Consider the following 14330-nt stretch of genomic DNA (forward strand, 5'->3'; position numbering starts at 1 on the left):
CCATTCTTCTTGGTGTGTTTATCACGACAAAAAGGGCAGTTTTTTGATTCATGGCGTTGATTCCTTGCAAATATAGACAGTATATAGCGTTAGACCCTACGCCAGCATGAATAATGTCCATTACACCTAAATAGATAGAAAATTACCCCATAAATTAAGAAACATTAGATTAAGGATTGATAAAAATAAAATCATAACTACTATTAGTTATCATCTGCATAAATTATATTCATGATTGTTGATCTCATTTTTTATTGGCTAGCTTCGCAAATAAATGTTTGATAAGTTTGCCAAAATTTCAAAAGAAAACTTTAAGTTATGGCTGATATAGATACGTATAGTATCTTTACATGGTTATCAGCTCGCATTTGACAGCCTTGTGGCATACAATAGCCTGCAATTTGTGCTGGGTGCTTTATTTGATATAGACTCAGCTCAGCACATTGACAGTCAATCGAAGCCTCAGTCGACATAAGGAAATGTGATGAGTAACACTCAGATCCCTTCTCCAGGGTCTAATCAACAACCATCAAATCCATCCAATTACGACAGCGAGCCACAAGGTAGCTACCTTGATTTACATAAGCCAAGCTCTAGCTTTGATAGTCGTGACGCTTATCTAAACCATGAACTACAAATCATGCAGCCAAAACGCTGGCGCATGAACTTACCTTTCCGTGATTATCGTTTTGAGTATGAAGATACCATTCCAGCGATGGCAGCGACAATCGGTAAAGTAGTGATGGTGGGCGCCATTGCGGCAACCTTTGCAGGACCGCTTGGTTTAAGCGATGCTTTTGTCCTAGAAAACGTCCGTTATGAGCTATTAATCGTCGCGTTCTTTGTTATTTTATTCTCAGGCTTTCTGCTACCGACTGCCAACCTTGCTGGTACGCATGGTCCACTGATTCCACTGATTCCTATCGTCGTTGCCGCCGGTGGTCACCCAATGGCCTTTGGTCTGCTCATTGGAGCCTTTGGTCTGCTGCTGGCTATTAGTAAAGGGGGTAGTCTGCTGGCAAACTTGACCAGTAAAGGCGTGTGCGGTGGGTTGCTGCTTTATTTGGGCTTTATTGGCACCATCTCACAAGTCAAAAATCTATTTGCTTGGGCAGAAGGCATTGGCATGGCGCATATCGCCTTTGTCGTGATTCTACTGACGATTATACTGTATGCCGTATTAGAGAATTTCCAAAAGCGTTGGCTCGCTGTGCCGCTTAGCTGCTTATTAGGTGGTGGTGTGGCATTTGCGATGGGTGCACCCTTTGCCTTTGAAACTGCACCTGGCTTGCCAAATATGAATCCGATGTATTGGTGGGGCGAAGATACGGGTTGGATGCTAGGCCTGCCAACGGTTGAGAGCTTCGTTGTGGTGCTACCTTTTGCAGTATTAGCCGTCGCCATGTGGTCACCAGACTTTTTAGGGCATCAAGTCTTCCAAAAAATCAGCTATCCAAAACGCACTGAGCGTGTGCTGATGGATATTGATGATACGATGACCAGTGCCTCCATTCGTCAGGTGGCAGGCTCAGTATTGGGTGGTGCAAACTTTGCTTCATCATGGGGTACATATATTGTGCCAGCAGCGATTGCCAAGCGTCCTATTCCAGCAGGCGCGGTATTAACGGGATTGTTCTGTCTCATTGCAGGTATCTGGGGCTACCCGATGGATTTGGCTATTTGGGAGCCAGTGATGTGTGTGGCGCTGATTGTCGGCGTTTTTATTCCGCTACTTGAGGCAGGCATGGAGATGACGCGCGAAGGTAAAACCACGCAGTCTGCAGCGATTGTGGTATTTGCATCGGCACTGGTGAATCCTGCGTTTGGTTGGTCGATTACCCTTGTGCTTGATAACTTGGGGCTGATTGGCTCTAAAGAGCGTAGTGCAAATCTCACCAAAATGAGCCGCTGGATTATCCCTGTCGTCACTTTTGTGATATTGACTGGAGTAATGGCTATCGTAGGTATGTTGCCAGGTATCCCAGCACTATTACCAAATTTCCGTCACTAGCATTTTTGAGTTCAATATAAAAAGTCAGCCTGGTGCTGGCTTTTTTTCTGTCTGACGTTACACTGATAGTTGCCTTGCAAAACTTTCGCTATCGCCCCATAAACAGCTATATATCAGTATCTTGAGAGCAATAAAATCTATGGTTAACGTCTCAGAAACAAGCCCCGTCGACGATAAAAAAGCCCGTCTGAAGCATTTGATTCAGCGCCTGCCAAATTTGCCAGGTGTCTATAAAATGCTGGGTAAAAATGGTGATATTTTATATGTCGGCAAGGCAAAGTCGCTAAAGAGTCGCGTCAACAGCTACTTCGCTAAGACGATTGATCATCCAAAAACACGGGCATTGGTGGCACGGATACATAATATCGAGACCATTATTACTCGTAGTGAGACGGAGGCATTACTGCTCGAGCAAAACCTGATTAAAGAGTACCGTCCGCCTTATAACGTGCTACTACGTGATGATAAGTCCTACCTCTATGTGTTTATTTCAGCGGACAAGCCTTATCCGAGATTGGCTTATGGTCGTGGCAAAGGCAATCATCAAAAAGGTCGCTTCTTTGGGCCTTTTCCCTCTGCTCACGCGGCAAAAGAGACATTAGTTTTGATGCAAAAAATGTTTCAGATGCGCCAATGTACCAATACCTTTTTCAAGCAACGTAAGCGCCCTTGTCTTGAGTATCAGATTAAGCGTTGCCGTGCGCCCTGTGTGGGCTTGGTGTCGCCAGAAGAATATGCAGAAGATGTGAATAATACCATTCGCTTTCTCAAAGGCGACTCTAGCGACATTCATAATGCTTTGATTGAAAAAATGGAAGGCGCCGCCGAAGAGTTAGATTTCGAAAAGGCGGTTTTTTATCGTGACCAGCTGTCTATGCTCCGCGAAGTACAAGCACGGCAAGCGGTTTATACCGTACAGGGCGAGGCCGATGTGATTGCGATAGCTAGTCAGGCAGGTATGACTTGTGTCAACGTATTGACGGTGCGCGGCGGGCGCGTACTTGGCGGCAAAAATTACTTCCCTGATGTTGATAGTAGCGAGCCGCTCGCTGATAATTTGTCAGCCTTTATTACCTCGTTTTATTTTCAGGTGACCGATGACTTGCCAGCAGAGATTATATTGAGTCATGAGCTACCTGATCAGGTTGCGGTGAGTGAAGCATTGGCCAGTCATTTTGGTAGCAAAGTCGTCATAAAAACCAATGTACGTGAACATCGTTCAGAATGGATGGACTTGGCAAAACTAAATACCAATAATGCGCTTAAGACTAAGCTGGGCGATTATTTAGAACTGCATTCGCGCTTTGGTGCACTCAAAGACGTGCTGGCCGATGTTACTGATAGAACCATCGACCGGATAGAATGTTTTGATATTTCCCATACCATGGGTGAGGCGACCATCGGTAGCTGTGTGGTCTTTGATCAAGGTGGTGCGCGCAGGCGAGATTACCGTCAGTATGCCATCCATGATATTCAAGGTGGTGATGATTATGCTGCGATGAAACAAGTGCTGACGCGCCGTTATAAAAAGCAGCCGTTGCCTGATCTATTGCTTATTGATGGCGGTAAAGGTCAGCTGGGAATCGCCAAAGAGGTATTGACAGAGCTGGGCATTCTTAATGATACGTTGCTCATCAGTGTGGCAAAAGGTGAGGGACGCAAAGCCGGACTTGAAGTGTTGCACTTTATCGATCATGAGCCGCTTGATTTGCCAATGGACAGCAAAGCATTACATTTATTGATGCACATTCGCGATGAGGCACATCGTTTTGCTATTACAGCGCACCGTAAGAAGCGTGATAAGCGCCGTTCATCGTCAGTGCTAGAGGTGATACCAGGGCTGGGTGAGAAGCGTCGTCGGGACTTGCTGAATCACTTTGGCGGTATGCAGCAGTTGCTTGGCGCCTCCCAACAAGAACTAGCAGGCGTGCAGGGAATTGGTCCGATATTGGCGAAAACGGTTTATAAGGTGCTGCATGAGTAAGTCGATTGATATTTTCTAAATTCGGACTTATTGCCATAAAAATGGGGCTGCTCTAGAATCGTCTAGAGCAGCCCCATTTTTTAATATTTTTTGATGAATGAACAGTTATTATTTATCAGATTTTTTCATATAAGTCACAAACCTAAAATCCAAATCACTCTTTTCATCGTGCATCTGCTCAGATTCTACAGATGTTTCAAAGTCGCTTGGCAGCTCAGGATAAAAGGCGTCGCCAGCAGGGATTTCGATATCGACATGGGTCAGCTCAATACGATCGGTGTACATGAGTGCGTCACTAAACACGCGCTCGCCACCAATCACCCAAATCGTATCAAGATGTGCACCGTGTGCGAGGCTGGCTGCTTGCGTTAAAGCATCATCTAAATTATGTACGACGTGAGCATTATTTTTGCCTACTAGACCTTTTTGTTCAGCATAATCTAATTGGCTGCTGATAATAAAGCTCACGCGCTTTGGCAATGGTTTGCTACCCATAGACTCAAAGGTCTTACGACCCATAATGACGATACCTTGAATCGCATCACCATTTGCTTTGGTTGTCATTTTCTTAAAATGCTGCAAATCTGCTGAGATATGCCATGGCAGTTCATTATCTTTGCCAATACAGCGATTGCTACTGATAGCAGCGATTTGGGCAACTTCAGTATGGGCATAACTCATAATATATCCTTATTATTCTCAACAGAAAATGACGTAAAAAACAGATTTTTATACCGCTACTTTTGCTTTAATAGCCGGATGCGACTCATAACCATTTACGCTAATATCTTCGTATTGAAAAGCAAAGATATCATTAACCTCAGGGTTAAGCGTTAAGGTTGGTAGCGTATAAAGCTCGCGTGTCAGTTGCAGCTCGACTTGCTCACGGTGGTTTTGATAAATGTGACAATCGCCACCCGTCCAGATAAACTCACCAACCTCTAGTCCGCAAACTTGCGCAATCATATGGGTCAACAGTGCATAACTGGCAATATTAAAAGGCACACCTAAAAATAAATCTGCTGAGCGTTGATAGAGCTGGCAGGACAGCTTGTTGTCCGCGACAAAGAACTGAAACAGCGTGTGGCAAGGGGGAAGGGCAACTTGCTCCGCTTCACCTGGGTTCCAACCGGAGACGATGAGACGTCGTGAATTAGGGTTGGTCTTTATTTGCTCGACGACTTGGGTAATTTGATCGACACCATCGTTATTATAGCGACCATCTTCGCTCTTAGTGGCACCATAGTTACGCCACTGATGACCATAAACGGGTCCTAAATCACCAGCAGGACGATTGAAGCGCGCCGTCTGCTCAGCGGTTGCCCATTCATTCCAAATACGCACACCATTCTCTTGCAGATAATCGACATGGGTACTACCGCTTAAAAACCATAATAGCTCATAGACAATCGATTTGAAGTGAACTTTCTTAGTGGTTAATAGTGGGAATCCTGACGCTAAGTCAAAACGTAGTTGTGCCCCGAAGTGGCTTAGTGTACCCGTACCAGTGCGATCACCTTTTTCAGTACCTTCACTCATAACGTGACGCAGCAAATCCAAGTAGGCTTGCTCGTTTTTACTCTGTTTGTTATTGCTAGTAGTCATAAAGTTACTCTTTTACGCTGTTAAAACGTATTTTAATATCGCTCTTAACATATAGTGCTTTATACAAGATGGTGCCTAATAAGCCGCTTGCTTACCCCAGTCATAAATACCGCGTTTGTAAGCATAAACCAGCATGATAAAGCCTGCGATAATCATCGGGGCGCTTAATAGTTGCCCTTTCGTCATCCACCCCAATAAGATAAACCCTTGGTCAGCGTCTGGCTGACGGAAGAACTCAATGATAAATCGGCTAATACCATAACCTAATAAGAATATTGCTGAGGCCGCCATACGTGGACGTGGCTTTGAGGAATACCACCACAAAAAGATGAATAACAGCAAACCTTCAGCAAGCGCTTCATATAGCTGTGATGGGTGACGTGGCAATAAATACTGCCCATTCACTTCTAGCATCAATTCCTGCAGTTCTGGGTTGGTCTGCAATTGTTGCATATCAAAAGCAGCGGCTTGCGGGAAGTAATTCAACCAATTATAACCGCCGTCAGAGACGCGCCCCCATAGCTCGCCATTGATATAGTTGCCGATGCGGCCGAACAATAGGCCGGTCGGTACACAAGGAACGATAAAGTCAAAAACTTGGAACGCTGTTTTTTTGTATTTACGAGCAAAAAACCACATGCCAAGCATCACGCCAAGGAAGCCACCATGGAACGACATGCCGCCTTCCCAAACCTTGAGAAGGTAGGCTGGGTTTTGTAGCAACTCACCGAATTGATAAAACAACACGTAGCCGATACGACCGCCCAGAATAACACCAAGCGCCCCATAAAAAACCAAGTCTGACACCATATCAGTGGTCCAGTTGTCGCGTTTGCTACTGCGATACCAAGCGAGACCAAAAGCGGCAGCAAATGCTAATAAATACATTAAGCCGTACCAATGTACTTCTACAGGACCCAAAGATAGCGCGACGGGGTCATATTGCGGATGAATCATCATAAGGACATCATTATTATTGATAATAGAATGTGGGTCATAATAGCAAAAATAGCTTGTTAGGCATACCAAATTACTATTAGGCGAATGCCATCGTAACAACTTATCTTCGACTGGTAACATCTAGAAAGAAAGACAGAAAACCGCTAAGATATAAAAAAGCACCTTAAGAAAAGCACTTTAAGAAGTAATGATTAGCATAATGACCATAATAAATATAGCGCCATGTTTGATAAAGCGTCAGAGAGCGTGAGCTTGCGCTAATGAAACGTATTAATGGATTAAACGTACTTTTAAGGAATGATTATGCAAGCTGATTTGTCCAAAGTGGCCATAGTACCTAAGTCAATTGCTAAGACACGGTTGATGCCGCTGAGTTTACTTGGCCTAGCGGCTTTAAGTCTGACTCCTGCTCAGGCAGTCAATAGCAGTATTGAGCAAGTCACTATCTATCAGGGTTTGGCCAGTGTCACCCGTGCGTTGCCAACCAACGGCAGTGGAGAGCAGACACTGATATTCTCCTGCCTGTCCCCTTATATTGATAAAGACAGTTTGAGTGTACAAGCGGCCAATGGCGTTAATGTTGGCGAAGTCAGTATCGAGACCTTAAGCGGTGAGCAAGCCGCGCAGTGTCAGTATCAAGGTGACACTAAGGTGCAGACGCAGCAAAATACCTTAGCCGACATTACCGCTGAACTAGAGGCTGCGAATTTGGCAAAAGCCTACTTGCAAAATCTGACCAAAGTCACGCAAATCAGTACAGATGGTACATTAGCGAATAATGCGCGCGATTTAGAGACGCAAGCGGCGAGTATTAATAAGCGCATCCTAGATATTCAGCAGCGCCAAGCTCGCGCGCAAGATGCGCTTAATCAGCTGATGGTAGGCAGTGCAACCTCAACATATAATAGCGTGACGCAAGTCAGTGTCCGTACTGCTAGCCGCACGCCAAGCTCGGTTAAGCTACATTATCAAGTGCGCGGTGCTGGTTGGCAGCCAACTTATCAAGCGCATCTAAATACCACGACTGAGCAGCTAAATATCACTGCATCGGCTATCATCGCCCAACAAACAGGGGAGAATTGGCTAAACGTCCCTTTAACTTTGAGCTCAGTGAATCCCAATCAAAACACCACTGGTCGGCTGCCCACTGTAGAGCGTCTCTCATTGTATGAAGAGGATGAAGGTAGACGCTCTAAATTTGCAGCACCAGCCATGATGGATGTGGAAGCGACTCCCATTGTCGTTTCTGCAAGAGATAGCTATGGCGGGATATCGGCACCAGATATGGCACCGCTGCCAAGCTTTACGGTTAGTAGTCAAAATAAAAACGGCATCACTGAATATAAACTACCGCAGCGAGTCAGCATTCCAAGCGATGGTAGGCATGTACGTACGGTCATTGATGAGCAATCTGGTAGTAGTAAGCTTTGGATTCGTAGTACACCTAGTGTCGAAGCCGCTGGCTATTGGTACGCATCTGCGCCATTCTTGACCCCTGCTTGGGTTGATGGTTCGCTACAGCTATATCGCGATGACAATTATATTGGTCAGTCACGATACAGTTATCAGACCCTAAAAGAGCAGGGTATTGGTTTTGGCATTGACCCTAATACGATTGTAAGGCAGATAGCTGATGAAGATAAACAAGGGGATAGGGGCGCGTTTAATCGCATGCAAACGCTGACGAAAACCCAAGCTTATCAATTCACCAATCAACACAATCGTAATATACGCTTGCAAGTATTGGGTAGCGAGCCTGTCAGCCGTGATGACAACCTTAAAGTGACCATTACCCATACGCCGCCAGTGACTGAGCGCGACTGGAATGACAATAAAGGCATGGTGGCATGGGAGTTTGATTTGCCAAGCAAACAATCGAAAGTCATACAGTCCACCTCTCAGGTGAGCTATCCTGCTAGTAAAAAACTGGCAATTAATTAGATAAAAAGGAGTCTTATGTGTATCGTCGCCATCGCTTGGCAACTATTTGATGAGCTGCCACTGGTGTTGTTATCAAACCGTGATGAGTTTTTGCAGCGTCCAACCGAGCCTTTGCACCAGTGGGCGGACATGCCCATTTATGCTGGACGTGATAGCCAAAGTGGCGGCACCTGGTTGGGTATACATCAAGAGCTGCATTCGGATTTTCATCAGCAAAACGGACGCTGGGCGGCAGTATTGAACTTTCGCGATGGTGTGCTGGCAAGACCTGATGAGCGCTCACGCGGCGAGTTGGTCACGGGTTTTTTGACCAGTGAGTTAAGTCCGATGGCATTTGCACGGCAGATTGGCTTGCAAGACTATGCTGGGTTTAACTTGATTATTGGTGATAGCCAGCAAGCGGTCATGGTCAATAATCGCGGTCATGCACCCACGCCGTTATATGCAGGATTGCATGTCATCTCTAATGGTCAGCCTGAGGACTGTTGGTTTAAAACTGAAAAACTGCGCGGTCGGCTACGTCAAGAAGTACTACCGCTGATTGCAGAAAACACCTCGCCTGAGTACTGGCAGCAGGCTGCTTTTACTGTACTGTCAGACAATACGCAAGCGCCAGCAGATAGGTTACCTGATACAGGCATGACCACTGAGATAGAGCAAACGCTGTCTTCCGTTTATATCAAGCCTATTGCTTTTGGTAATATGACAGATAATGTACCTACTTATGGGACGCGCACACAAAGTATCTTAATGCTGCACAAAGATAAGGATAGTGATAAGGGGTCAGCTATCACGGCCGAAATTATCAGCCGAGAATTTGATACTCGTTCATCACAAACTTAAAACTCAAAGCCATCCTAGACGTTCTCTATTTTAGCGGCTCCTTATCTCAAATACTTTCTATAAAAACACCCAAAAAAATCCCCACGATAACGTCTAAAAATGTAGATGTCATCGTGGGGATTTATGTTTATGGTACGAATAGAGAAAATGATTACACCAACAAATGATTGTCTTGTTCAGGAATAATCAGCTCTTGTTTTAGGGGTAGTTCGCGCACCAGTTCTTGTAAGGCGCGACGATATACTCCGCGTTTAAAGTGAATCACTTGTCCGAGTGGATACCAATAACTGACCCATTGCCAATGGTCAAACTCTGGTTTGCCCTCATCAAAGCGGATATGTTGGGTATTCGGCTCATCTAAGCGTAGCAAAAACCATTTTTGTTTTTGCCCAATACACAAAGGGTGTTGTCCATGACGCACATAGCGTTTTGGCAGACGATAACGCAACCAATCTTGCGTCACTGCCAATAAGTCTACATGACGCGGATGCAAGCCGACCTCTTCCCAGAGCTCGCGATACATCGCATCCATCGGCGTCTCCCCGCGGTCGATACCGCCTTGTGGGAACTGCCAAGCGTTGTGACCAATACGTTTTGCCCACAGAACTTGCCCTTGTGTATTTGCCAAGATGATGCCGACATTGGCGCGAAAGCCGTCTGCATCTATCATGACTAAACCTTTTAATTTGTTTAAAAATAGCTTATCTCAATCCGATACATTGATATCAATCATAGTTATTATAAGTCGATTGTTATCCATATCAGGTCAAAATAAGATTCATTACCGTTATTAAACCAAGAAACAAGCAAAATGTGTAACAGTATTTTGCTATAAAATGTTTCACGAGTTTAACCGTTTAAAATCAATGGTTTATAAATGGACATTTGTAAACAAAACTGATTGTATTTTAAGAGAGGTTACCGCTAACTTACCATTGCAATTATCTACAAAGCTAAAAATTATCTATAGATATGATTTTTAAAGTTATTATTTTTGAGTGAGCTTATTAAGCAATAAAAGCCCATCAATGCAGAAAATAAAATATCAAAGTACCAATCGCTCATGGTTATCGTTAAGCAAGATAATTAAAATACATAACTATGAGAAATAGCGACGAGAGACAGTTGAGAAAGTAGCCTAAGACAATGGCTCTATAAAATCTCAGTTTGGCTTGTGCTACACTAACAAAGTAAGGGTTATCATCAAAAATAAAAGGCAGACAATCTGCCAATTAAAATAAGGATTACTAAAGATGTCAGAGTCAAAAGCAAGTGTTACTTGGCAAGAAAATAAGGCGTTCATGGGCGTCTCACCATCAGGACATGATGTGCAAATCGATGCGGATAAAGCAAAAGGTGCTAGCCCGATGGAATTGATTCTACTGGGGCTGGGAGGCTGTGCCAGCTATGATGTGGTGTCGATTTTACAAAAATCCCGTCAAGAAGTGACGGATGTGCGTTGTGAGTTAACGGCGCATCGTGCTGAAACGGTACCAGCGGTATATACCGATATTCATATGCACTTTATCGTGACGGGGCAGGATATCAAAGACAAGCAGGTCGAAAAAGCAGTGAAACTGTCAGCAGAAAAGTACTGCTCAGCCAGTCGGATGTTGGTGCAAGGTGGCGTGAACATCACCCACGACTTTGAAGTTATCGCCGGGTAGGGACTGATATCATAATGAATCTATTTTTTGGGTTGATCCCTGATACCGCAGCGTCAGCCATTTGGGCAATGGTGGTGGCAAGCTTGTTACCGCTTGCGATGGCCATCACCGCAAAGGCCATCGGTGGCTTTAGATTGGCTGACAATGCCCATCCGCGAGATTTTTTGCAAGGTACGACGGGAGCAGCAGCACGTGCTAATGCCGCCCAGCATAACAGTTATGAGACTTTGCCAATATTTTTGGCCGCGGTATTAACCGCAATGCTATTCTTTGTACCGCAGTCGATTATTAATGTACTGGCATGGTTATACGTACTGATTCGCATTGGATTCTGCGTCGCTTATATCACCAATCTGGCAACGTTTCGCTCGATACTGTGGGTATTGTCGATAGCATGCTGTTTGATGCTTTTCTATCTGGCCATTCGGGTCAGTATGTAGACCGATGAGGTTGAGCGCGCTATTTTGACACAAGCTTTTTGAGCAATAGAGCGTTTTATCAATAAGGTGGTGATTTATTAAGCAACGCTTGCTTGTAGCGCCTTAATAATCGCTGCTTTATCTTTTTCTCGTTTGATAGCAGTCCACAAGTTTTGTGCTTCAGCATAGCCTTTGGTTAGCATCGCTAGCCACTGCTTATAACGACCGACCAATGCCACATCATTTTTTGCCTGACCTTGCAAAAATTTAATTTGATGAGGGATTAAGTCTTTCCATAACAGTGTTCTCGTATTCTCCAAATCTGGATAATATTCATTATCCACACGCGCAATTAAATCTGGACGGGTAACCGCACCGCGACCTAACATAAGGTGATTAGACCCTGACTGTGCCATACAGTCTTGCGCTTGCTCTGCATTCCATATTTCACCATTGGCAATCACAGGTATATCCAAGCTATTAAAGCTCTGAATTTTGTCCCAATAAGCAGGTGGCTTATAGCCTTGGGTCTTGGTGCGGGCATGAATGGTTAGCCAGTCAGCACCACTGTCATTAATTGCCCCGCGAATATCATCCATTCTGCTCGTGTCGGTATAACCCAAACGAATCTTGGCTGAGACAGGGATATGAGTAGGGACGGCTCTGCGCACGGCACTAATAATCTCGTACATCACTTCAGGCTCATCAAGCAGTACCGAGCCACCGCGATGACTATTGACGGTCTTGGCGGGACAACCAAAATTGATATCAATCGCAGGCGCACCAAGCTCACAAGCATAGGCAGCATTGTCGGCCATCAACTGCGCCTCACTACCTAATAGCTGCAAATGAATAGGCGTGCCGGCAGCGGTCTTGGCATCATGATGCAGCTCTGGTACATATTTATAAAAAACATGTGCTGGCAGGACATGCTGTGTGACTCTAATAAACTCACTGACTGACCAATCATAAGGTCGCCCCAAATCGGTCGCAATCTGGGTTAGGATTTGCCGCATTAACGGGTCGGTTAAGCCTTCCATAGGCGCAAGTAAGCGAACGGGGTTGGCAAACAAGCGCTGAATAGTGTGTTGGCGCTCTTGTAGTGCTTGGAATAAAGATGGAGTGTTATTCATGGTTGGCAAGTCATTTCTGTAAATTGAAATCGTTAATTGAGGTCGGCAAGGGCTATGATATGTGGGCTAGAAAGTAAAACTACGTGTTACCAAAAACCACCTTTTTACCTGTCTGCAATCCTGATATCAAGTCTTTAATATTATGAATATCTAAGTTGCTTTGTGCACGTGTGCAGGCAACATAGAGTAGACGCAGCTCTTCTGGACTGATTTTGACGGCATTGGTGGTCACATCGTAATAAAAGTCATCATCGAGCTGTACGCGTCCCCATTCAAGACCTTTCGCCTTATGCGCCGTTGAGATGACATAGTCAGCATTTTCGATACTGGTCAAGCTATTCACCGCTTGACTGAGTACATTGGTGCCATGGTCGTCGACCAGCTTAACCAAGGTTTTTAAATCACTGCCCTCATTGGTTTCAGAGTATTCTTGCACATCACCCCAATTATAAAAATATGCCAGCTCAGGTACACCATAGGCAGACTTACCGTTTTTTAAATTTTCGGCTGCCTGACAGAATTTAAGCATACGATCGGTATCGGCTTGTAGTGCCACGCGGTGACCGAGTTTCAGTCCAGTCAATAGCTGCGCCATCGCTGCGGCATTGGTACGGCAGAGAATGGCATCTTTTTTACTGTGTACCATGCCTTTTTCGGTAGAAGATTGCTTATTGGGATTGCCTTTAAGGGGTACATCTTCTTGTAATGCTTTGAGCAACGTATTGGCCACTTCTGCAATTGGCTCACCAAAACGAAAAGACTGGGTCAACAAAGTTTGCGGCAATGGCAGTTTTTTCATCGCATTGACGGCACCGCGCCACTCATAAATCTGCTGATGGGCATCACCTACGTAAATGACTTGTCGTGGCTGCTGAGTCAGAATTCCCATCATCAAAGGATCAGCATCTTGCGCCTCATCAAATAAGATGAAGTCCGCTGGAATGCTGGGCTTAGATAATGCCCAGAGTTTAAGGTAAATATCATGACCAATACCAGCAGGGTGACGGGCATCAATTGACTGTAACCAGCGCTGTTCAACGGCAGGGTAAAGCATCTCACGCAGCTGCTCTGAATCTGATTCATCAAGCCAGCTGGGAAATATTATATGCCTTGGTGCCGGATAACTGGCATGTGTACTACAAAAGTTACTGACCGCATCACTAACGAACCGTGCCAATCTGGCGGGCGTGAGGGTAATGTATTTATTCACACCGTCCATTTGGCGACGCACTTGTACCGGTTGCAAACCCAAATCATCTCCTAGACGTTTGGGTGAGAATCTGGGTAACGACAGTTTAGCGGTGATATCACGAGGAACGTGACGGTAGGCGAGTGAGTGAAACGTACGGCAGTCCACATGACCGGGGAATTTTTGCCGAGCATCATTGGCAATGGCTTTGTTGAACGCCAAATATAAGCCGCGGCCACGTAGGCGTTCACCGATTAGTTTGAGCGTCGTCGTTTTCCCTGCACCCGCATAAGCGACCACTTTAAAAGACTTGTGATCCATCGCCATGTTCAAGGCGCTTAGCTGCTCATCAGTGGGATCGCTCATATAAGCTGGCATAGATGCGGACATAGTAAAGCTACCTAAAATGCTAAAAGTGAGTAAAAATAATGTATGGGCCAAAAACAATGAGGGCAAAAAAAGCCACTGAATCAACAATGGCTAGCAGATAATAGCGGTACTCAATCATGATACTGAATGGTCAGGTTGGATCATGACAACAAGCACTGAGCTCATTAAAGGGGTAAGAGGAAAAGTAA

12 protein-coding genes are annotated in these 14330 nt (G+C 45.0%); 6 read left to right on the plus strand and 6 right to left on the minus strand.

The window, feature by feature from the left end; translation table 11 throughout:
* The first annotated feature begins 484 nt into the window (after nucleotides 1-484).
* Together QL919_RS08720 and uvrC are read left to right on the plus strand one after the other, a co-directional pair.
* The gene (locus QL919_RS08720; protein WP_290189162.1) at nucleotides 485-2011 is read left to right on the plus strand and encodes a DUF3360 family protein; all 1527 of its coding nucleotides are present in this window, start codon (nucleotides 485-487) and stop codon (nucleotides 2009-2011) included.
* A 139-nt stretch (nucleotides 2012-2150) separates the two neighbouring features.
* On the plus strand, nucleotides 2151-3995 hold the full coding sequence (uvrC, locus tag QL919_RS08725) for an excinuclease ABC subunit UvrC (RefSeq protein WP_290189163.1): 1845 nt from the start codon (nucleotides 2151-2153) through the stop codon (nucleotides 3993-3995).
* A 108-nt stretch (nucleotides 3996-4103) separates the two neighbouring features.
* Here uvrC and QL919_RS08730 read toward each other — a convergent pair whose 3' ends face one another.
* The 3 genes from QL919_RS08730 to lgt all read right to left on the minus strand — a co-directional run bounded on the left by QL919_RS08730 (nucleotide 4104) and on the right by lgt (nucleotide 6560).
* A complete protein-coding gene (locus QL919_RS08730) occupies nucleotides 4104-4676 on the minus strand; it encodes a dihydrofolate reductase (RefSeq protein WP_290189164.1) in 573 nt (190 codons plus the stop codon).
* 48 nt (nucleotides 4677-4724) lie between these two features.
* Nucleotides 4725-5600 (minus strand): thymidylate synthase, encoded by an 876-nt coding sequence (locus tag QL919_RS08735; RefSeq protein WP_290189165.1) that lies wholly within the window; start codon nucleotides 5598-5600, stop codon nucleotides 4725-4727.
* Nucleotides 5601-5675: 75 nt separating this feature from the next.
* Nucleotides 5676-6560: a prolipoprotein diacylglyceryl transferase gene (gene lgt / locus QL919_RS08740; RefSeq protein WP_290189166.1), complete on the minus strand. Its 885-nt coding sequence runs from the start codon at nucleotides 6558-6560 to the stop codon at nucleotides 5676-5678.
* Between the two features lie 303 nt (nucleotides 6561-6863).
* Here lgt and QL919_RS08745 point away from each other — a divergent pair, with 303 nt between their 5' ends.
* Together QL919_RS08745 and QL919_RS08750 are read left to right on the plus strand one after the other, a co-directional pair.
* A complete protein-coding gene (locus QL919_RS08745) occupies nucleotides 6864-8501 on the plus strand; it encodes a DUF4139 domain-containing protein (protein WP_290189167.1) in 1638 nt (545 codons plus the stop codon).
* A 15-nt stretch (nucleotides 8502-8516) separates the two neighbouring features.
* Entirely contained in the window at nucleotides 8517-9344 is an 828-nt protein-coding gene (locus QL919_RS08750; protein WP_290189168.1) for an NRDE family protein, read from the plus strand.
* Nucleotides 9345-9495: 151 nt separating this feature from the next.
* Here QL919_RS08750 and QL919_RS08755 read toward each other — a convergent pair whose 3' ends face one another.
* Nucleotides 9496-10014, minus strand: a complete 519-nt coding sequence (locus QL919_RS08755) for an RNA pyrophosphohydrolase (RefSeq protein ID WP_290189169.1) — start codon at nucleotides 10012-10014, stop codon at nucleotides 9496-9498.
* 583 nt (nucleotides 10015-10597) lie between these two features.
* On the opposite strand from QL919_RS08755, the gene QL919_RS08760 reads away from it, so the two are divergent.
* Both QL919_RS08760 and QL919_RS08765 read left to right on the plus strand, forming a co-directional pair.
* Nucleotides 10598-11011, plus strand: a complete 414-nt coding sequence (locus tag QL919_RS08760) for an OsmC family protein (RefSeq protein ID WP_290189170.1) — start codon at nucleotides 10598-10600, stop codon at nucleotides 11009-11011.
* A gap of 14 nt (nucleotides 11012-11025) precedes the next feature.
* Nucleotides 11026-11451, plus strand: coding sequence for an MAPEG family protein (locus QL919_RS08765; protein ID WP_290189171.1), 426 nt, complete (start codon nucleotides 11026-11028; stop codon nucleotides 11449-11451).
* A 77-nt stretch (nucleotides 11452-11528) separates the two neighbouring features.
* Here the strand turns inward: QL919_RS08765 and QL919_RS08770 are convergent, their stop codons facing one another.
* Nucleotides 11529-12563: a tRNA-dihydrouridine synthase gene (locus tag QL919_RS08770; protein WP_290189172.1), complete on the minus strand. Its 1035-nt coding sequence runs from the start codon at nucleotides 12561-12563 to the stop codon at nucleotides 11529-11531.
* A gap of 79 nt (nucleotides 12564-12642) precedes the next feature.
* A complete protein-coding gene (locus QL919_RS08775; protein ID WP_290189173.1) occupies nucleotides 12643-14142 on the minus strand; it encodes a UvrD-helicase domain-containing protein in 1500 nt (499 codons plus the stop codon).
* Nucleotides 14143-14330 lie beyond the last annotated feature (188 nt).

The organism is Psychrobacter sp. APC 3426 (assembly GCF_030408035.1).
Taxonomy (GTDB): domain Bacteria; phylum Pseudomonadota; class Gammaproteobacteria; order Pseudomonadales; family Moraxellaceae; genus Psychrobacter.

Bases quoted from the DNA above. Each gene is read 5' to 3' on its own strand.
- QL919_RS08720 (WP_290189162.1), top strand. From the start codon at position 485: ATGAGTAACACTCAGATCCCTTCTCCAGGGTCTAATCAACAACCATCA.
- uvrC (WP_290189163.1), top strand. From the start codon at position 2,151: ATGGTTAACGTCTCAGAAACAAGCCCCGTCGACGATAAAAAAGCCCGT.
- QL919_RS08730 (WP_290189164.1), bottom strand. From the start codon at position 4,676: ATGAGTTATGCCCATACTGAAGTTGCCCAAATCGCTGCTATCAGTAGC.
- QL919_RS08735 (WP_290189165.1), bottom strand. From the start codon at position 5,600: ATGACTACTAGCAATAACAAACAGAGTAAAAACGAGCAAGCCTACTTG.
- lgt (WP_290189166.1), bottom strand. From the start codon at position 6,560: ATGATGATTCATCCGCAATATGACCCCGTCGCGCTATCTTTGGGTCCT.
- QL919_RS08745 (WP_290189167.1), top strand. From the start codon at position 6,864: ATGCAAGCTGATTTGTCCAAAGTGGCCATAGTACCTAAGTCAATTGCT.
- QL919_RS08750 (WP_290189168.1), top strand. From the start codon at position 8,517: ATGTGTATCGTCGCCATCGCTTGGCAACTATTTGATGAGCTGCCACTG.
- QL919_RS08755 (WP_290189169.1), bottom strand. From the start codon at position 10,014: ATGATAGATGCAGACGGCTTTCGCGCCAATGTCGGCATCATCTTGGCA.
- QL919_RS08760 (WP_290189170.1), top strand. From the start codon at position 10,598: ATGTCAGAGTCAAAAGCAAGTGTTACTTGGCAAGAAAATAAGGCGTTC.
- QL919_RS08765 (WP_290189171.1), top strand. From the start codon at position 11,026: ATGAATCTATTTTTTGGGTTGATCCCTGATACCGCAGCGTCAGCCATT.
- QL919_RS08770 (WP_290189172.1), bottom strand. From the start codon at position 12,563: ATGAATAACACTCCATCTTTATTCCAAGCACTACAAGAGCGCCAACAC.
- QL919_RS08775 (WP_290189173.1), bottom strand. From the start codon at position 14,142: ATGTCCGCATCTATGCCAGCTTATATGAGCGATCCCACTGATGAGCAG.